At 73.7% G+C, this 17,433-nt stretch carries 18 protein-coding genes; 15 read left to right on the plus strand and 3 right to left on the minus strand.

Annotation, left to right across the window (positions count from 1 at the left end):
- The first annotated feature begins 11 nt into the window (after window positions 1–11).
- From truA to glmM, 5 genes are all read left to right on the plus strand, one after another.
- Window positions 12–923 carry a tRNA pseudouridine(38-40) synthase TruA gene (truA, locus tag ACFVUY_RS32435; protein WP_380631384.1) on the plus strand — a complete coding sequence of 304 codons (912 nt, stop codon included), beginning with the start codon at window positions 12–14 and terminating at the stop codon, window positions 921–923.
- A 41-nt stretch (window positions 924–964) separates the two neighbouring features.
- Window positions 965–2,623 (plus strand): ABC-F family ATP-binding cassette domain-containing protein, encoded by a 1,659-nt coding sequence (locus ACFVUY_RS32440; protein ID WP_387686310.1) that lies wholly within the window; start codon window positions 965–967, stop codon window positions 2,621–2,623.
- Window positions 2,624–2,865: 242 nt separating this feature from the next.
- Entirely contained in the window at window positions 2,866–3,309 is a 444-nt protein-coding gene (gene rplM, locus ACFVUY_RS32445; RefSeq protein WP_030055846.1) for a 50S ribosomal protein L13, read from the plus strand.
- A gap of 45 nt (window positions 3,310–3,354) precedes the next feature.
- Window positions 3,355–3,864, plus strand: coding sequence for a 30S ribosomal protein S9 (rpsI, locus tag ACFVUY_RS32450; RefSeq protein WP_387735829.1), 510 nt, complete (start codon window positions 3,355–3,357; stop codon window positions 3,862–3,864).
- Between the two features lie 165 nt (window positions 3,865–4,029).
- A complete protein-coding gene (gene glmM / locus ACFVUY_RS32455; protein ID WP_359897502.1) occupies window positions 4,030–5,394 on the plus strand; it encodes a phosphoglucosamine mutase in 1,365 nt (454 codons plus the stop codon).
- Between the two features lie 65 nt (window positions 5,395–5,459).
- Here the strand turns inward: glmM and coaA are convergent, their stop codons facing one another.
- The gene (gene coaA, locus ACFVUY_RS32460) at window positions 5,460–6,455 is read right to left on the minus strand and encodes a type I pantothenate kinase (protein ID WP_359897501.1); all 996 of its coding nucleotides are present in this window, start codon (window positions 6,453–6,455) and stop codon (window positions 5,460–5,462) included.
- 98 nt (window positions 6,456–6,553) lie between these two features.
- Between coaA and glmS the strand changes: the two genes are divergently transcribed.
- Complete coding sequence (glmS, locus tag ACFVUY_RS32465; protein ID WP_387686379.1) at window positions 6,554–8,410, plus strand: glutamine--fructose-6-phosphate transaminase (isomerizing); 1,857 nt, start codon at window positions 6,554–6,556, stop codon at window positions 8,408–8,410.
- A gap of 37 nt (window positions 8,411–8,447) precedes the next feature.
- Here the strand turns inward: glmS and ACFVUY_RS32470 are convergent, their stop codons facing one another.
- Window positions 8,448–8,999: a Uma2 family endonuclease gene (locus ACFVUY_RS32470; protein WP_387735832.1), complete on the minus strand. Its 552-nt coding sequence runs from the start codon at window positions 8,997–8,999 to the stop codon at window positions 8,448–8,450.
- Window positions 9,000–9,179: 180 nt separating this feature from the next.
- On the opposite strand from ACFVUY_RS32470, the gene ACFVUY_RS32475 reads away from it, so the two are divergent.
- From ACFVUY_RS32475 to ACFVUY_RS32495, 5 genes are all read left to right on the plus strand, one after another.
- Window positions 9,180–10,655, plus strand: coding sequence for an NAD(P)H-hydrate dehydratase (locus ACFVUY_RS32475; RefSeq protein WP_387735835.1), 1,476 nt, complete (start codon window positions 9,180–9,182; stop codon window positions 10,653–10,655).
- Window positions 10,656–10,795: 140 nt separating this feature from the next.
- The gene (alr, locus tag ACFVUY_RS32480; RefSeq protein ID WP_380538516.1) at window positions 10,796–11,995 is read left to right on the plus strand and encodes an alanine racemase; all 1,200 of its coding nucleotides are present in this window, start codon (window positions 10,796–10,798) and stop codon (window positions 11,993–11,995) included.
- Complete coding sequence (locus tag ACFVUY_RS32485; RefSeq protein ID WP_387735837.1) at window positions 11,992–13,227, plus strand: alpha/beta fold hydrolase; 1,236 nt, start codon at window positions 11,992–11,994, stop codon at window positions 13,225–13,227. The genes alr and ACFVUY_RS32485 overlap by 4 nt, the downstream gene beginning before the upstream one ends.
- Before the next feature lie 85 nt (window positions 13,228–13,312).
- Window positions 13,313–13,810, plus strand: a complete 498-nt coding sequence (tsaE, locus tag ACFVUY_RS32490; RefSeq protein ID WP_359897495.1) for a tRNA (adenosine(37)-N6)-threonylcarbamoyltransferase complex ATPase subunit type 1 TsaE — start codon at window positions 13,313–13,315, stop codon at window positions 13,808–13,810.
- A gap of 132 nt (window positions 13,811–13,942) precedes the next feature.
- Window positions 13,943–14,137, plus strand: coding sequence for a hypothetical protein (locus ACFVUY_RS32495; RefSeq protein ID WP_387735839.1), 195 nt, complete (start codon window positions 13,943–13,945; stop codon window positions 14,135–14,137).
- Between the two features lie 41 nt (window positions 14,138–14,178).
- Here the strand turns inward: ACFVUY_RS32495 and ACFVUY_RS32500 are convergent, their stop codons facing one another.
- Window positions 14,179–14,745, minus strand: a complete 567-nt coding sequence (locus ACFVUY_RS32500) for a hypothetical protein (protein ID WP_387686322.1) — start codon at window positions 14,743–14,745, stop codon at window positions 14,179–14,181.
- 154 nt (window positions 14,746–14,899) lie between these two features.
- Here ACFVUY_RS32500 and tsaB point away from each other — a divergent pair, with 154 nt between their 5' ends.
- The 4 genes from tsaB to ACFVUY_RS32520 are packed head-to-tail and all read left to right on the plus strand — an operon-like array spanning window position 14,900 to window position 17,409.
- Window positions 14,900–15,556, plus strand: a complete 657-nt coding sequence (gene tsaB, locus ACFVUY_RS32505) for a tRNA (adenosine(37)-N6)-threonylcarbamoyltransferase complex dimerization subunit type 1 TsaB (protein WP_380356892.1) — start codon at window positions 14,900–14,902, stop codon at window positions 15,554–15,556.
- Window positions 15,557–15,579: 23 nt separating this feature from the next.
- Entirely contained in the window at window positions 15,580–16,068 is a 489-nt protein-coding gene (gene rimI / locus ACFVUY_RS32510) for a ribosomal protein S18-alanine N-acetyltransferase (RefSeq protein WP_387686383.1), read from the plus strand.
- On the plus strand, window positions 16,061–17,152 hold the full coding sequence (gene tsaD / locus ACFVUY_RS32515; protein ID WP_387735842.1) for a tRNA (adenosine(37)-N6)-threonylcarbamoyltransferase complex transferase subunit TsaD: 1,092 nt from the start codon (window positions 16,061–16,063) through the stop codon (window positions 17,150–17,152). Before rimI ends, tsaD begins: the two co-directional genes overlap by 8 nt.
- Entirely contained in the window at window positions 17,149–17,409 is a 261-nt protein-coding gene (locus tag ACFVUY_RS32520) for a hypothetical protein (RefSeq protein WP_387686327.1), read from the plus strand. Before tsaD ends, ACFVUY_RS32520 begins: the two co-directional genes overlap by 4 nt.
- The last annotated feature ends 24 nt before the right edge of the window (window positions 17,410–17,433 follow it).

The following is a 17,433-nucleotide window of genomic DNA, read 5'->3' on the forward strand; positions in this document are numbered from 1 at the left end:
TGTGAGAAGCAGTGGTCAACGATTGCGCCGAGCAGCCGCCGGTGAAGGACGGCCCGGCCGACGGGTACGTCCGGGTCCGGCTCGACCTCGCCTACCAGGGCGCCGAGTTCTCCGGCTGGGCCCGCCAGAAGGGCGGCCGCCGGACGGTCCAGGAGGAGATCGAGACCGCGCTGCAGATCGTCACCCGCAGCCCCGAACTGTTCCCGCTGACCGTGGCCGGCCGCACCGACGCCGGGGTGCACGCCCGCGGCCAGGTCGCCCACGTCGACCTGCCGGCCGAGCTGTGGGAGGCGCACCGGGAGAAGCTGCTGCGCCGGCTGGCGGGCCGGCTGCCCGGGGACGTCCGGATCTACCGGGTCGGCGAGGCCCCGGCCGGGTTCGACGCCCGCTTCTCGGCGGTCTGGCGCCGGTACGCGTACCGCGTCGCCGACCACCCCGGCGGGGTGGACCCGCTGCTGCGCGGCCACGTGCTCTGGCACGACCGCCCGCTCGACGTGGACCGGATGAACGCCGCCGCGAAGCTGCTGCTCGGCGAGCACGACTTCGCCGCGTACTGCAAGAAGCGCGAGGGCGCCACCACCATCCGCACCCTGCTGGAGCTGCACTGGGACCGCGTCCCGGTGGACTCCTACGCCGCCCAGGAGGGCTCGCTCGCGGTCGCCACCGTCCGGGCCGACGCCTTCTGCCACAACATGGTCCGGGCGCTGGTCGGCGCGATGCTGCTGGTCGGCGACGGGCACCGGCCGGTGGAGTTCCCCGGCGAGGTGCTGGCGGGCGGGGTGCGCAACTCCGCCGTCAACGTGATCCGGCCGTACGGGCTCACGCTGGAGGAGGTCGGCTACCCGCCGGACGACCAGCTGGCCGAGCGCAACCGGGCGGCCCGGCGGATGCGGACCCTGCCCGGGCAGCCGGCCGTCGGGTAATCCGTTTTGGCACGGCGCGTCCGCTTGGGAGAATCGCTCCCATGGGACACGTCGAGATTTCGCACCTGGAGTACTACCTGCCGGACGGGCGCGTGTTGTTCGACGACGCGTCCTTCCGGGTCGGAGAGGGCGCCGCGGTCGCCCTGGTCGGTGCCAACGGCGCCGGCAAGACCACCCTGCTGCGCATGATCGCGGGGGACATCCAGCCGCACGGCGGCTCGGTGACGATCAGCGGCGGGCTCGGCGTGATGCGCCAGTTCGTCGGCACCACCGGCCGCGAGGACCAGTCGTCCACCCCCGGCGCGCTGCCGGCCGACGCCTCGGTGCGCGACCTGCTGGTGTCGGTCGCCCCCGAGCGGATCGCCAAGGCCGCCCGCGCGGTGGACGCCGCCGAGCTGGCGATGATCGCCCAGGACGACGAGAAGACGCAGATGGCCTACGCCCAGGCGCTCTCCGACTGGGCCGACGTCGGCGGCTACGACTACGAGACGGACTGGGACGTCTGCACCACGGCGGCCCTCGGGGTGCCGTTCGACAAGGCCCAGTGGCGGGGCCTGAACACCCTCTCCGGCGGCGAGCAGAAGCGGCTCGTCCTGGAGGCGCTGCTGCGCGGCCCGGAGGAGGTGCTGCTGCTCGACGAGCCGGACAACTACCTGGACGTCCCGGGCAAGCGCTGGCTGGAGGAGGCCATCAAGACCACCTCGAAGACCGTGCTGTACATCTCGCACGACCGCGAGCTGCTCTCGAAGACCGCGGACAAGATCATCGCCGTCGAGTCCGGCGCCGCCGGCAGCAGCGTCTGGGTGCACGGCGGCGGCTTCGACAGCTTCCACGAGGCCCGCAAGGACCGCTTCGCGCGCTTCGAGGAGCTGGGCCGGCGCTGGGACGAGGAGCACGCCAAGCTCAAGAAGCTGGTCGTCACCCTGCGCCAGGCGGCCTCGGTCAGCCACGCGCTCGCCACCCGCTACGCCGCCGCCCAGACCCGGCTGAAGAAGTTCGAGGAGGCCGGCCGCCCCGAGGAGCCCCCGCGCGAGCAGAGCATCACCATGCGGCTCAAGGGCGGGCGCACCGGCATGCGCGCCTTCACCCTGGAGCAGCTGGAGCTCACCGGCCTGATGCAGCCCTTCGACCTGGAGGTCTTCTACGGCGAGCGGGTCGCGGTGCTGGGCGCCAACGGCGCCGGCAAGTCGCACCTGCTGCGGCTGCTGGCCGGTGACACGACGGTCGGGCACACCGGGAACTGGAAGCTCGGCGCCCGGGTCGTCCCCGGCCACTTCCGGCAGACCCACGCCCACCCGGAGCTGTTCGGCCGCACCGTGCGGTCGATCGTCGAGGAGGAGCACGCGCTCAGCCGCGGCGCCGCGATGGGGGCGCTGCGCCGCTACGAGCTGGACCGCCAGGAGGAGCAGAAGTTCGAGTCGCTGTCCGGCGGGCAGCAGGCCCGGCTGATGATCCTCAAGCTCGAACTCTCCGGCGTGACGGCCCTGTTGCTCGACGAGCCGACCGACAACCTGGACCTGGAGAGCGCCGAGGCCCTGCAGACCGGCCTGGAGGCCTTCGAGGGCACCGTGCTGTGCGTCACCCACGACCGCTGGTTCGCCAGGACCTTCGACCGCTTCCTGGTGTTCGGGGCGGACGGCCGGGTGTACGAGTCGTCGGAGCCGGTCTGGGACGTGACCCGGGTGGAGCGCGAACGCTGAGTCGCGACCGGCCCCGACCGGGAGGGGGCCAGCCGATTTTTGACCCCTCAGGGTCGGGCCGGTAACCTGGACGCTTGATGTGCGTATTGGCTCGCTCTATCTCACGTGAGAGGTCGGTACGCCGGAGACATCAGGTCGTCGACCAGCGGTCCCCCTTGAATTGCGTCCAAGGTTGGCCAGGCTGCTCTGCCGTCCGGGTGCTCCTGTCAGGACTCACTCACTGAAAAGCGAAGGCTACGACCGTGCGTACGTACAGCCCCAAGCCCGGCGACGTCCAGCGTCAGTGGCACGTCATCGACGCGACCGACGTCGTGCTCGGCCGCCTGGCCTCCCAGGCCGCCAACCTCCTCCGGGGCAAGCACAAGGCGATCTACGCGCCGCACGTTGACACTGGTGACTTCGTCATCATCATCAACGCCGACAAGGTGCACCTGTCCGGTAACAAGAAGACCCAGAAGCTGGCCTACCGCCACTCGGGCTTCCCGGGCGGTCTGCGCTCGGTGCGCTACGACGACCTGCTGGCGAACAACCCGGAGAAGGCCGTCGAGAAGGCCATCAAGGGCATGATCCCCAAGAACAGCCTGGGCCGCCAGATGCTCTCCAAGCTGAAGGTCTACTCGGGCGACCAGCACCCGCACGCTGCCCAGCAGCCGGTGCCGTTCGAGATCACCCAGGTCGCGCAGTAATTCGGCCACCAAGCCCCCCAACACTGAAAAGAGCTGAGGAACATCGTGGCCGAGACCACTGAAACCCTTGAGGTCGACTTCGACGAGGCCGTTGAGGCCGTCGAGGGCGAGTACACCTCCGAGGAGAGCTACACCTCCGAGTCCCTGGCCGGCCGCTTCGGCGAGGCCACCCCGGGCGCCGGCCTCGGCCGTCGCAAGGAGGCGATCGCCCGCGTGCGCATCGTCCCCGGCACCGGCCAGTGGAAGATCAACGGTCGCACCCTCGAGGGTTACTTCCCGAACAAGGTGCACCAGCAGACCGTGAACGAGCCCTTCAAGCTCCTTGAGCTGGACGGCCGTTACGACGTCATCGCCCGCATCAGCGGTGGTGGCACCTCCGGCCAGGCCTACGCGCTGCGCCTCGGCGTCGCCCGTGCCCTGAACGAGGCCGACGTGGACAACAACCGCGCCGCCCTGAAGAAGGCCGGCTTCCTGATGCGTGACGCCCGTGCCGTCGAGCGCAAGAAGGCCGGTCTGAAGAAGGCCCGCAAGGCGCCGCAGTACAGCAAGCGCTAATCGCCTCCCCGGGGGTGCGCTCCGCCCTGGCGGCGCACCCCCTGGTTGTGCGAAACCGTCGCCCCGGAGTACCTCGAGTACTCCGGGGCGACGTGTTCCCCGGCTACTGTGCGGCGGCCGGGATCTTCGGTTGGGTTCCGAGCAGTGGTGATGGAGGACGGGACAGTGGGACGACTCTTCGGTACGGACGGCGTGCGCGGGGTGGCCAACGAGGGCCTGACGGCGGAGCTGGCGCTCGGCCTGTCGGTCGCGGCGGCCCATGTGCTCGGCGAGGCCGGCGCCTTCGACGGCCACCGGCCGGTCGCGGTGGTCGGCCGTGACCCGCGCGCCTCGGGCGAGTTCCTGGAGGCCGCCGTCATCGCCGGTCTGGCGAGCGCCGGCGTCGACGTCCTGCGGGTCGGCGTCCTGCCCACCCCGGCCGTGGCGTACCTCACCGGCGCGCTCGGCGCCGACTTCGGCGTGATGCTGTCCGCCAGTCACAACGCCATGCCGGACAACGGCATCAAGTTCCTCGCCCGCGGCGGCCACAAGCTGGACGACCGGATCGAGGACGCGATCGAGTCCCACTACCGCAAGCACACGCTCGGCGACGAGGACTGGAACCGTCCGACCGGCGCGGCCGTCGGCCGGGTGCGCGAGTACACCGAGGGCTTCGACAAGTACGTCGCCCACCTGATCGGCGTGCTGCCCAACCGCCTGGACGGCATCAAGGTCGTCATCGACGGCGCCCACGGCGCGGCCGCCTACGTCGCCCCCGAGGCCTTCGCCCGGGCCGGCGCCGAGGTGGTCCACACCCTGGGGGCCGAGCCCACCGGCCTCAACATCAACGACGGCGTCGGCTCCACCCACCTGGACCGGCTGCGGGTCGCGATGAAGGAGCACAAGGCCGACCTGGGCATCGCCCTGGACGGCGACGCCGACCGCTGCCTGGCCGCCGACGCCGAGGGCGCCGAGGTGGACGGCGACCAGATCATCGCGATCCTCGCGGTCGCCATGAAGGAGGCCGGCACCCTGCGCCGCAACACCGCGGTGGCCACCGTGATGTCCAACCTCGGCTTCAAGCTGGCGATGGAGCGCGAGGGCATCGAGCTGGTGGAGACCGCCGTCGGCGACCGCTACGTGCTGGAGGCGATGAAGGAGCACGGCTTCGCGCTGGGCGGCGAGCAGTCCGGCCACGTGATCCTGCTGGACCACGCCACCACCGGCGACGGCACCCTGACCGGCCTGATGCTGGGCGCCCGGCTGGCCGCCACCAAGCAGCCGCTGGCCGACCTGGCCGCCGTGATGACCCGGCTGCCGCAGGTGCTGATCAACGTCAAGGGCGTCGACAAGTCCCGGGTGCGGACCAGCACCGAGCTGACCGCGGCGGTCGCCGCGGCCGAGGCCGAGCTGGGCTCCACCGGCCGGGTGCTGCTGCGCCCGTCGGGCACCGAGCCGCTGGTCCGGGTGATGGTCGAGGCCGCCGACCCGGCGCAGGCCGAGGCGGTCGGGCAGCGGCTGGCCGACGCGGTGCGCACCCACCTGGGCTGAGCCCCGGAGACGGCGAAGGGCCCCCGCGCGACGCGGGGGCCCTTCGTGTCGTGCCCGGCGGGCGTTCAGAGCTTGCGCAGCAGCGCCCGGCGGACCTTGTGGTCCGAGCCCTTCTGGAGGATCAGGGTGGCGCGGCCGCGGGTCGGCAGCACGTTCTCCAGCAGGTTGGGCTTGTTGATGGTGCGCCAGACCTGCCGGCCGTACTCCATCGCCTCCTCCTCCGGCACCTCGGTGAAGCGGCGGAAGTAGGAGTTCGGGTCCTGGAAGGCGGTCTGCCGCAGCTTGCGGAAGCGGTCCAGGTACCAGTGCTCGATGTCGTCGGTCCGGGCGTCGACGTAGATCGAGAAGTCGAAGTAGTCGGCCACCGCGAGGCGGGTGCGGCCGTCGGAGCCGGGCAGGGCCGGCTGGAGCACGTTCAGCCCCTCGACGATCAGGATGTCCGGGCGCTCCACGGTCAGCCGCTCGCCCTGCACGATGTCGTACACCAGGTGCGAGTAGACCGGCGCGCTGACCCGCTCCTTGCCCGCCTTCACGTCCGCGACGAAGCGCATCAGCGCCCGGCGGTCGTACGACTCCGGGAAGCCCTTGCGGGCCATCAGGCCGCGCCGGCGCAGCTCGGCGTTGGGGAGCAGGAAGCCGTCGGTGGTGACCAGCTCGACCCGGGGGTGCTCGGGCCAGCGGGCGAGCAGCGCCTGGAGCAGGCGGGCGGTGGTGGACTTGCCGACCGCCACGGAGCCGGCCACGCCGATGATGAACGGGGTGCGGGTGCGTTCGGTGTCCGGGGTGTCCAGGAAGGTGCCCAGCGTGCCGCGCAGCTCGTGCGTGGCGTGGATGTACAGGTTCAGCAGGCGCGACAGCGGCAGGTAGACGTCGCGGACCTCGTCCAGGTCGAGGGCGGTGCCGAGGCCGCGCAGCCGTTCCACCTCCTCGGCGGTCAGCGGCAGTGGCGTACGCTCGCGCAGCGCGCTCCACTCGGCCCGGCTGAGGTCGACGTAGGGGGACGGCGACGGGCCGGGCGTGGCGGCGCCCCGCGTACAGAGTTCGGTCAGCACATGCTCCATTGTGAGCCGTAGCGGCGCTCACGGTGGCTGTGGTGTCGGTCACGCAGCGTTCGCGCGCGAGGGGAAACGGCCACAGAACCGCCCTTATGCTGGCACGCATGTGCGGAATTGTTGGATACGTGGGCGCTCAGTCCGCCCTCGACGTAGTAATCGCAGGCTTGCAGCGACTGGAGTACCGGGGCTATGACTCGGCCGGTGTCGCGGTGCAGGTCCAGGACTCCGAGGGGCAGTGGAGCCTGGCCACCGACAAGCGGGCGGGCAAGCTCGCCAATCTGGAGAAGTCGCTCGCCGAGACCCCTCTGCCCGGCGGCACCACCGGCATCGGCCACACCCGCTGGGCCACCCACGGCGGCCCGACGGACGCCAACGCCCACCCCCACCTGGACGACCAGCAGCGGGTGGCCGTGGTGCACAACGGCATCATCGAGAACTTCGCGCAGCTGCGCGCCGAGATCGCCGAGCGCGGCCACACCCTCCGGTCCGAGACCGACACCGAGGTCGTCGCCCACCTGCTGGGCGAGGCCTACGCGGGTGACCTCGCCGAGGCCATGCGGGTGGTCTGCCGTCAGCTGCAGGGCGCCTTCACCCTGGTCGCCGTGCACGCGGACGCGCCGGACGTGGTCGTCGGTGCCCGCCGCAACTCGCCGCTGGTCGTCGGCCGCGGCGAGGGCGAGAACTTCCTCGCCTCGGACGTCGCCGCCTTCATCGCCCACACCCGCGAGGCGATCGAGCTGGGCCAGGACCAGGTGGTCGAGCTGCGCCGGGAGGGCGTGACCGTCACCAACTTCGACGGCACCGCGGCCGACGTGCGCGAGTACCACGTCGACTGGGACGCCTCGGCCGCCGAGAAGGGCGGCTACGACTACTTCATGCTCAAGGAGATCGCCGAGCAGCCGAAGGCGGTCGCCGACACCCTCCTCGGCCGGATCGGCACCGACGGCCGGCTGACCCTGGACGAGCTGCGGATCTCCGACGCCGACCTGCGCTCGGTCGACAAGGTCGTCATCGTGGCCTGCGGCACGGCCTTCCACGCCGGCATGATCGCCAAGTACGCGATCGAGCACTGGACCCGCATCCCCTGCGAGGTCGAGGTCGCCTCCGAGTTCCGCTACCGCGACCCGATCATGGGCCCGGGCACGCTGGTCATCGCCATCTCGCAGTCCGGCGAGACCATGGACACCCTGATGGCCCTGCGGCACGCCCGGGAGCAGGGCGCCAAGGTGCTGGCGATCTGCAACACCAACGGCTCCACCATCCCGCGCGAGTCGGACGCGGTGCTGTACACCCACGCCGGCCCGGAGGTCGCGGTCGCCTCGACCAAGGCGTTCCTGACCCAGCTGGTCGCCTGCTACCTGGTCGCCCTGTACCTGGGCCAGGTGCGCGGCACCAAGTGGGGCGACGAGATCTTCGCCGTCATCAAGGAGCTCGGCGACGCGCCGAAGCAGGTCGAGCAGGTCCTGGAGACCATGGAGCCGGTGCGCGAGCTGGCCCGCTCGCTGGCCGACGCCCGCTCGGTGCTGTTCCTCGGCCGCCACGTCGGCTTCCCGGTGGCCCTGGAGGGCGCGCTCAAGCTCAAGGAGCTGGCGTACATGCACGCCGAGGGCTTCGCGGCGGGCGAGCTCAAGCACGGTCCGATCGCGCTGATCGAGGAGGGGCTGCCGGTCGTCGTGGTCGTGCCCTCGCCGCGCGGGCGCTCGATCCTGCACGACAAGATCGTCTCCAACATCCAGGAGATCCGGGCCCGCGGTGCCCGCACGATCGTGATCGCCGAGGAGGGCGACGAGGCCGTCGTCCCGTACGCGGACCACCTGATCCGCATCCCGGCCACCCCGGTGCTGCTCCAGCCGCTGGTCGCCACCGTCCCGCTGCAGGTCTTCGCCTGCGAGCTGGCCACGGCCAAGGGCCACGAGGTCGACCAGCCGCGCAACCTGGCGAAGTCGGTCACCGTCGAGTAGTCGCTCGGCGGCACGGCGCCCCTGCGGTGGCTGCGTCCTACCGCAGGGGCGCCGTGTCGAGCGTGAAGGAGAACGGGGCGGGGAGGTCGATGGGCTTGCCGAACTCGATCCTGGTCTGCGTGGCGTAGTCGCCGCCCTGGGGGTTGGTGAAGAGCGTGACCACCCCATCGTCACGGTCGATCAGCAGGTAGCAGGGGATGCCTGCGGAGGCACAGCCCTTGCGCTTGGGCTCGCGGTCCTTGTGCGGGTTGATCGAGGTGATCTCGAAGACGAGCAGGACGCCTTCGGCCGGGGCCCAGGAGTCCGCGTTCTCGAAGTGGCCGACCGGGCTCACGGTGCCGTCCGGGATGAACCGGCTCTTGGGGCCGATGATCAGGCCCTTGTTCCCCGAGAGGTCCAGATCGATCGCGGCCTTGCGGAAGAACTGCTTGGCGAGCAGCGAGAACGCGGTCTCGTGCGCTCCGTCCGGCGGCGGCGTCACGACGATCTCCCCTTCGATGAATTCAGCCTTGCTTCCCAGCGGGGTGTCCAACTCCAGAAACGCCTGGAGGAGGCTGTCCTCGCCCAGTGGGTGCTCAGTAGCTGGCATGGCGACCATGGCCCTCCTCCCTCCTGTGGGTCCGTGCCGAGCCACAAGGTAGGCGTACGGACCGGCACCGGCGGGGGATCGAAGTGGTTGTCACTCGAAAGTGTGCCGCAGGCCCGGCTCCCGCGGGGCGGTGGCGCGGGCTAGCGTCGGAGGCAGCCGACCGCTGAAGGAGTTCTCCCCATGCGTCATGCACACCCTGTGGAAACCGTCCGGGCCGCCGAGGCCGAGCTGATGGCGCGGCTGCCGGAGGGCACCCTGATGCAGCGGGCGGCCGCGGGGCTGGCCGCGACCTGCGCGCGGCTGCTGACGCGGCGTCGGGGGCGGGTGTACGGCAGCCGGGTGACGGTGCTCGCGGGCAGCGGGGACAACGGGGGTGACGCCCTGTACGCCGGGGCCGCGCTGGCCCGGCGCGGGGCGCGGGTGACGGCGGTGCTGCTGGCGCCGCAGAAGGCCCACCCGGGCGGGCTGGCCGCGCTGCGGGCCGCCGGCGGGCGGGTGACGGCGGAGCAGGAAGTCGGCCTGGCCGACTTCTCGCGCGCGGACCTGGTGCTGGACGGCATCGTCGGCATCGGCGGCCGGGGCGGGCTGCGCCCGGAGGCCGTGCCGTACGCCCAGGCCGAGCGGCACGGGATCGTGGTGGCGGTGGACCTGCCCAGCGGGGTGGACGCCGACACCGGGGAGGTGCCGGGCGCCGCGCTGCGGGCCGACGTCACGGTCTGCTTCGGCACGTACAAGCCCGGGCTGCTGGTCGACCCGGGCGCCTCGTACGCGGGCGCCGTGCAGCTGGTCGGAATCGGGCTGGAGCCGCCGGAGGCGGACGTGACGGCCCTCCAGCACGCGGACGTGGCGGCGCTGCTGCCGCTGCCGGGCGCGGAGAGCGACAAGTACCGGCGCGGCGTGGTCGGGGTGGCGGCCGGCTCGGCGACCTACCCGGGGGCGGCGCTGCTGGCGGTGGCCGGGGCGCTGCACGGCGGCGCGGGCGCCGTCCGGTACGTGGGCACGGCGGCCGAGGAGGTGGTGCGGCGCTTCCCGGAGGTGCTGGTCACCGAGGGCGGGCCGGCCGGCGCCGGACGGGTGCAGGCCTGGGTGGTCGGGCCGGGCGGCGGCGAGGGGGCGCGGCAGGCGCTGACCGAGGCGCTGGCGAGCGACGTCCCGGTGCTGGTGGACGCCGACGGGCTGACCGAACTGGGCCGGCTCGGCCCGGACGTGCTGGCCGGCCGCACCGCGCCCACCCTGCTCACCCCGCACACCGGCGAGGCCGCCCGGCTGCTCGCCGGCGCCGACGGCGGCACACCGCCGGCCGCCGCCGACCTGGCCGCGGCCCGGCTGGCCACCGCCCGGCGGCTGGCGGCCGGCTACCGCGCCACGGTGCTGCTGAAGGGCTCCACCACGGTGGTCGCCGATCCGGGCGGAGCCGTCCGGGTGAACCCCACCGGCACCTCCTGGCTGGCCACCGCCGGCAGCGGCGACGTGCTGGCCGGGCTGGCCGGCTCCCTGCTGGCGGCCGGCCTCGCGCCGCTGGACGCCGCGTCCGTGGCCGCCTACCTGCACGGCCTGGCCGGCCGGGAGGCGGCGGGCGTGCCGGGCGCCCCGACCACGGCGCTCGCGGTGGCCGGGGCGCTCCCGGCGGTGTGGCGGGCGGTCCGCGCGGGGTGACCCCCGGAACCGGGACATCCGGTTGCGGCGTCCTGAACGGGGTGAACGGGCGGTCCGCCGCACGTCGGCGCGTCGTAGGGGTCCGCCGCGCCGACGGGCCGTTCGGCGAGGACTCCGGGACGTCTGGGAGACTGACCCTGATGACAACTGCGAACACGACCGGCACAGCCACCCGCACCGACGGCCTCCGGGCCGAGGCGACCATCGATCTCGCCGCCCTGCGCGGCAACCTCGCCGCCCTGCGCGAACGCGTCGGCGGCGCGGCGGTGATGCTCGCCGTCAAGGCGAACGCCTACGGCCACGGCGCGGTCGAGTGCGCCCGGGAAGCGGTCGCGAACGGGATCGGCTGGCTCGGCTGCGCGACGCCGGACGAGGCGCTGGCGCTGCGGGCCGCGGGCATCCGCCCGGAGCAGGCCCGCATTCTGTGCTGGCTGTGGACGCCGGGCGGGCCCTGGCACGAGGCGCTGCGCGCCGACCTGGACATCTCGGTCAGCGGCCAGTGGGCGCTGGACGAGCTGCTGCCCGCCGTCCGCGAGACCGGTATCCCGGCCCGGGTGCACCTGAAGGCCGACACCGGCCTCGGCCGCAACGGCTGCCAGCCGCACGACTGGCCGCGGCTGGTGGCCGCCGCCCGCCGGGCCGAGACGGAGGGGCTGCTGACGGTCGTCGGCGTCTGGTCGCACTTCGCCGCGGCGGACGAGCCGGGCCACCCGTCGATCCAGGCCCAGCTGGACTCCTACCGCGCCGCGCTGGCCACGGCCGAGGCCGCCGGGCTGCGCCCCGCGGTCCGGCACCTGGCGAACTCCCCGGCCACCCTGCTGCTGCCCGAGTCGCACTTCGACCTGGTCCGCACCGGCCTGGCCGCGTACGGGCTGTCGCCGGTGCCGGAGGTGGGCTCGCCGGCCGACTTCGGGCTGCGCCCGGTGATGGCGCTGACCGCGCGGCTGGCGCTGGTCAAGCACGTCCCCGGCGGGCACGGGGTCAGCTACGGCCACCACTACACGACGCCGGGCGAGACCACCCTGGGCCTGGTACCGGTCGGCTACGGCGACGGCATCCCCCGGCACGCCAGCGGCACCGGCCCGGTGCAGATCGACGGCAAGTGGCGCACGGTGGCCGGCCGGGTCGCGATGGACCAGTTCGTGGTGGACCTCGGCGGCGACACCCCGGCGATCGGCGACGAGGTGCTGCTGTTCGGCAACGGCGAGCGCGGCGAGCCCACCGCGGAGGACTGGGCCCGCGCCTGCGGCACCATCTCGTACGAGATCATCACCCGGATCGGCGCCCGGGTGCCCCGCCGCTACCTGGGCGGCAGCCACCCGGAGGGCCCGTCGGCATGACCGGCGCACCGGCCGAGGGCAGTCCGGTCGCGGCGGTCGCCAAGGCGGCCGGCGCCGCCTCCGGGGTGAGCCGGGCGGGTGTGATCGGGATCTCGGTCGGCGTACTGGCGGCCGGGGCGGCCGCGGGCGTCGCGGTGGAGCGGCTGACCGTCGGCCGGGCGATGCGCCGCCGGGCCCGGGCCGAGCTGGACGCGAACGCCCCGTACGGCTCGCTGCGCGGCCGTCCCAGGACGGTGGCCGCGCCGGACGGCACCGAGCTGTACGTCGAGCTGGACGGCACCGGCTGGAGCGGGCCGGACGGGGACGGCGCCGGCGCCGAGCCGCTGACCGTGGTGTTCTGCCACGGCTACTGCCTCAACCAGGACAGCTGGCACTTCCAGCGGGCCGCGCTGCGCGAGGGCATGCGGCTGGTTTTTTGGGACCAGCGCAGCCACGGCCGCTCCGAGCGCTCCCGTTCGTACCTGGCGGGCGAGCCGGCCGGCATCGACCAGCTGGGCGGCGACCTCAAGGCCGTGATCGACGCCGTCGCCCCGACCGGGCCGCTGGTGCTGGTGGGCCACTCGATGGGCGGCATGACGGTGATGGCGCTGGCCGACCAGCACCCGGAGCTGTTCCGCGAGAGGGTCGCCGGGGTGGCGCTGATCGGCACCCTCGCCGGGGACTGGAACGAGGTCAGCCTCGGCCTGCCGAGGGCCGGCGCGAAGCTGTTCAGGAAGGTCGCGCCCGGCATGGTGAAGCTGCTGGGCCGCCAGGTCGACCTGGTCGAGGCGACCAGGCGGCTGGGCTCGGACGTGGCCGCCGTGTTCTACCGGAGGTTCTCCTTCGGCGGCCGGGACGTCGACCCCGGCGTGGTGCGCTTCGCCGAGCAGCTGCTGGACGCCACCCCGATCGACGTGGTCGCCGAGTTCTACCCGGTGTTCGGCGCGCACGAGAAGTACGAGGCGCTGGCCGCCCTGCGGGGCCTGCCCGCGCTGGTGCTGGCCGGGACGAAGGACCTGCTGACGCCCTCGACGCACAGCGAGGCGATGGCCGCGCGGCTGCCCGGCGCCGAACTGGTCCTGGCCGAGGGCGCCGGGCACCTGGTGATGCTGGAGCGCCCGGAGCTGGTGGACCACGAGCTGGCGCGGCTGCTGCGCCGGGCCGCCGGCTTCGTCGGGGCGGCGCCGCTGCCCGCGGCCGTCCTCGACCTGGCCCGGGAGCGGGTCGCGGAAGCCGTCGTCGACCCCGTGTGAGCCCCGGTGGCGCGCGGATGTGGCACGGTAGCGGTGGCGGCCGGTGGTCGGTGCGCCGGTACGGACCGAAGGGCAAGACACGCGCATGGGCTCGCACGCCACTCTCACCGTCCCCACCCCGGAGCGGATGGGCCGGCTCGGCCGGGAGCTGGCCGCGCTGCTGCGGCCGGGTGACCTGGTGCTGCTCTCCGGGGAGCTGGGCGCGGGGAAGACCACGCTGACCCGGGGCCTGGGGGAGGGACTGCAGGTCCGCGGGGCGGTGACCTCGCCGACCTTCGTGATCGCCCGGGTGCACCCCTCGCTGGTCGGCGGCCCGGCGCTGGTGCACGTGGACGCGTACCGGCTGGGCGGGGACCTGGACGAGATGGAGGACCTCGACCTGGACGTCTCGCTGCCCGAGTCGGTGGTCGTGGTCGAGTGGGGCGAGGGCAAGGTCGAGCGGCTGTCCGAGGACCGGCTGGAGGTCCGGATCGAGCGCGCCATCGGCGGCACGGCGGACGGGGACGACCAGGACCCGCGCCGGGTCGTGCTGACCGGGATCGGCCCGCGCTGGGCGGACGCGGCGCTGGCGGACCTCGGATAGCCGACGGGCGCCAACGTCCCGCCGACGGGTGCCGACATCTTGCCGACAGGCTGTCGGCAAGATGTTGCGGGCGGGGTGCCGGGCGTGGTGGGATGGGTGCTGCGGTTAGGTCTGCCTAACTAGGGAGGCGCCATGTCGAGCACCACCCCCGCCCCGGAGCGCGCGGTCCCCGCCGCCGGGGCCGGAGAACCGGCCCGTCGCGCTCCGGGAGAGCCGATGCGGGCGCTGCTGGCCGCCTGCGCGGCCGCCGAGGCGGTGTCCACCCCGCCCGAACCGCGGCCCCGACAGGACGAACGGCCCGAGGCGCAGGCGCCCCGGGCCGCGTGAGGCCGGTCCTTCCGGGCCCGGGCCGTTCCGGGCCGTCCGGGTCAGGCGATCACGACCACCTTGGTGTCCTTGGGCGCGAAGTCCCAGAGCAGCTGCCCCTCGGCGCGCCCGCTGCGGATGCCGCCGGTCTTGGCGCTCGGGTCGGTGGTCGGCGTCGCGCCGTCCACTGCCGCGCTGAAGCCGAACACCACGCCGTTCTGCTGCGCGAAGCGCACCACGTGCTCGATCTGCTTGCCGTCCGTCCCGGTGGTGGTCTGGGTGCGGCTGTACACGGCGTAGCTGCCCGGGGCCGGCTCGACCGAGCCCGGGGTGACCGGGAAGGCGGCCGCGACCTGCGGGGTCTTCTTCGGGTCGACCAGCCAGACGTAGTGGCTACCGACCGAGTAGACCACCCGGATGCCGGTGCCCGAGGTGGTCGGCAGCGCCGGGACGGTCGGGGTGGCCGAGGCCGTCGGCGCCGCGGCGGTGGCGGTGCCGGTCGCCGTGGTGGTGGCCGTGGGCTTGGGGCCGCCGGCCCGGTCCTGGGCGCCGTTGGCCTGGAAGGCCAGCAGGCTCACCACCGCCAGGGCCCCCAGGGTCAACCCCGTGACCACCACTCCAGGACCCATCTTCGCCACGTTGCCGCTCCCGCCGCCGTCCCTTTACGTACGGCCCCATCGTGCCAGGTTCATCCGCGCGGGTCGCAGCGCCTCGGATGTGTGTTCCCGGGTGGTACACCTTGCCGATCGGCCGGTCGGCCCAACGCGGTCTAACCTTGACCCCGTGCTGCTGCTCGCGTTCGACACCGCTACCCCCGCCGTCACCGCCGCCGTCCACGACGGCACGGCCGTCCTCGCCGAGACCCACCAGGTCGACGCCAGGCGCCACGGCGAACTGTTGCTGCCCGCGATCGACGGGGTGCTGCGGGCCGCGGGGGTGGACAAGCACCGGCTGACCGGCATCGCGGTCGGCGTCGGCCCCGGCCCGTACACCGGCCTGCGGGTCGGCCTGGTGACCGCCGCCGCGCTCGGCCACGCGCTCGGGCTGCCGGTGCACGGCGTCTGCACCCTGGACGCGATCGCCTTCCAGGCCCGCGCCGAGGGCCTGGCCGGGCAGCCGTTCACCGTCGCCACCGACGCGCGCCGCAAGGAGGTCTACTGGGCCTCCTACGACGCCGAGGGCCGCCGCACCGAGGGCCCCGGCGTGGACCGCCCGGCCGAGCTGACCCCGCAGGAACGCTCCGTCGGCGCCGGCGCGCTGCTCTACCCCGACGCCTTCCCGGGCGGGCACGGCCCCGAGCACGTCTCGGCCGGCGCCCTGGCCGGGTTCGCCGCCGCCGAACTGGCCGCCGGGCGCGAGCTGCTGCCGAACCACCCGCTGTACCTGCGCCGCCCGGACGCCCAGGTCCCGGCCGGCTACAAGGCGGTGCTCCCGGCGTGAACCACGGCACCACCCTGCGCCCGATGCGCTGGTGGGACATCGCGCCGGTGCTGGAGCTGGAGCTGCGGCTCTTCCCCGAGGACGCCTGGTCCGCCGGGATGTTCTGGTCCGAACTGGCCGAGTCCCACCCCGGCGGAACCCGCCACTACACCGTCGCGGCCGCCCCGGACGGCACGATCGTCGGCTACGCCGGCCTGATGGCGATCGCCGGTGAGGGCGACGTCCAGACCATCGCCGTCGACGCGCGTCACCAGGGCGCCGGCCTCGGCGCGGCGCTGCTCACCGACCTGATCCGGGAGGCCGCCCGGCGCGAGTGCGCCGAGCTGCTGCTGGAGGTGCGGGTGGACAACCCGCGCGCCCAGCGGCTGTACGAGCGCCACGGCTTCGAACCGGTGGGCATCCGGCGCGGCTACTACCAGCCCGCCAACGTCGACGCGCTGGTGATGCGCCTCGACTCCCCGAGCACTGACAGCACTGACCCGAAGGACATTGAGGACACCCGCCATGGCTGACGAACCGCTCGTCCTCGGCATCGAGACCTCCTGCGACGAGACCGGCGTCGGCATCGTGCGCGGCACCACGCTGCTGGCCGACGCGGTCGCCTCCAGCGTCAACGACCACGCCCGCTTCGGCGGCGTCGTCCCGGAGATCGCCAGCCGCGCGCACCTGGAGGCGATGATCCCGACCATCCGGCGCGCCCTGGACACCGCCGGGATCAAGGCGAGCGACCTGGACGGCATCGCCGTCACCGCGGGCCCCGGCCTGGCCGGCGCGCTGCTGGTCGGCGTCAGCGCCGCGAAGGCGTACGCCTGGGCGCTGGACAAGCCGCTGTACGGGGTCAACCACCTCGCCTCGCACATCTGCGTCGACCAGCTGGAGCACGGCCGGCTGCCCTCGCCGACGATGGCCCTGCTGGTCTCCGGCGGGCACTCCTCGCTGCTGCTCAGCGAGGACATCACCAGCGACGTCCGCCCGCTCGGCGCGACCATCGACGACGCGGCCGGCGAGGCCTTCGACAAGGTCGCCCGGGTGCTCGGCCTCGGCTTCCCCGGCGGCCCGATCGTCGACCGCACGGCCCGCGAGGGCGACCCGAAGGCGATCGCCTTCCCGCGCGGCCTGACCGGCAAGAACGACCCGGAGTATGACTTCTCCTTCTCCGGCCTGAAGACCGCCGTCGCCCGCTGGGTGGAGGCCAGGCGCCGGGCCGGCGAGGAGGTGCCGATCGCCGACGTGGCGGCGTCCTTCCAGGAGGCGGTCACCGACGTGCTCACCCGCAAGGCCGTCAAGGCGTGCAAGGACAGCGGCGTCGACCACCTGATGATCGGCGGCGGCGTGGCGGCCAACTCGCGGCTGCGCGAGATGGCCCAGCAGCGCTGCGACCGGGCCGGCATCCGGCTGCGGGTGCCCCGGCCGGGCCTGTGCACCGACAACGGCGCGATGGTCGCGGCGCTCGGCGCCGAGATGGTGTGGCGCGGCCGCACGCCGTCCGCCTTCGACCTGTCCGCCGACTCCTCGCTGCCGGTGACCGAGGTCCACGTGCCCCACACCGACATCCACGGCCAGGCCTACGACGCCCTCGGCGGTGGCGCGGCATGACCGTCGCCGCGATGTGGGAGGCCCGGGCCGCCGACGGGCGCGGGCCCGAACTCGCCGCCTGGGCCCGGGAGTCGGCGCTGCCCGGGCTCCGCGGCTCGACCGGGCTGGAGCGCCTCGAACTGCTCACCGCCCCGGGCGGGCGGGTGCTGCTGATCACCTGGTGGAACGGCGAGCCGGTGCCCGTCGCCGACCCGCCGGCCGAGCTGCTCGGCCGCCCGGTGCACCGCTGGTCCTTCACCAGCGAGCACATGGAGTAGCCCCGTACCGGGAACCGCGCGACC

This window comes from Kitasatospora sp. NPDC058063, from assembly GCF_042885395.1.
Taxonomy (GTDB): domain Bacteria; phylum Actinomycetota; class Actinomycetes; order Streptomycetales; family Streptomycetaceae; genus Kitasatospora; species Kitasatospora lactacystinica.

What these genes read in the sequence shown, in the direction of transcription:
- ACFVUY_RS32440 (WP_387686310.1), top strand. Translation starts at nt 965, where the DNA reads ATGGGACACGTCGAGATTTCGCACCTGGAGTACTACCTGCCGGACGGG.
- coaA (WP_359897501.1), bottom strand. Translation starts at nt 6,455, where the DNA reads ATGGAGCATGTGCTGACCGAACTCTGTACGCGGGGCGCCGCCACGCCC.
- glmS (WP_387686379.1), top strand. Translation starts at nt 6,554, where the DNA reads ATGTGCGGAATTGTTGGATACGTGGGCGCTCAGTCCGCCCTCGACGTA.
- ACFVUY_RS32470 (WP_387735832.1), bottom strand. Translation starts at nt 8,999, where the DNA reads ATGCCAGCTACTGAGCACCCACTGGGCGAGGACAGCCTCCTCCAGGCG.
- ACFVUY_RS32475 (WP_387735835.1), top strand. Translation starts at nt 9,180, where the DNA reads ATGCGTCATGCACACCCTGTGGAAACCGTCCGGGCCGCCGAGGCCGAG.
- alr (WP_380538516.1), top strand. Translation starts at nt 10,796, where the DNA reads ATGACAACTGCGAACACGACCGGCACAGCCACCCGCACCGACGGCCTC.
- ACFVUY_RS32485 (WP_387735837.1), top strand. Translation starts at nt 11,992, where the DNA reads ATGACCGGCGCACCGGCCGAGGGCAGTCCGGTCGCGGCGGTCGCCAAG.
- tsaE (WP_359897495.1), top strand. Translation starts at nt 13,313, where the DNA reads ATGGGCTCGCACGCCACTCTCACCGTCCCCACCCCGGAGCGGATGGGC.
- ACFVUY_RS32495 (WP_387735839.1), top strand. Translation starts at nt 13,943, where the DNA reads ATGTCGAGCACCACCCCCGCCCCGGAGCGCGCGGTCCCCGCCGCCGGG.
- ACFVUY_RS32500 (WP_387686322.1), bottom strand. Translation starts at nt 14,745, where the DNA reads ATGGGTCCTGGAGTGGTGGTCACGGGGTTGACCCTGGGGGCCCTGGCG.
- rimI (WP_387686383.1), top strand. Translation starts at nt 15,580, where the DNA reads ATGCGCTGGTGGGACATCGCGCCGGTGCTGGAGCTGGAGCTGCGGCTC.
- tsaD (WP_387735842.1), top strand. Translation starts at nt 16,061, where the DNA reads ATGGCTGACGAACCGCTCGTCCTCGGCATCGAGACCTCCTGCGACGAG.
- ACFVUY_RS32520 (WP_387686327.1), top strand. Translation starts at nt 17,149, where the DNA reads ATGACCGTCGCCGCGATGTGGGAGGCCCGGGCCGCCGACGGGCGCGGG.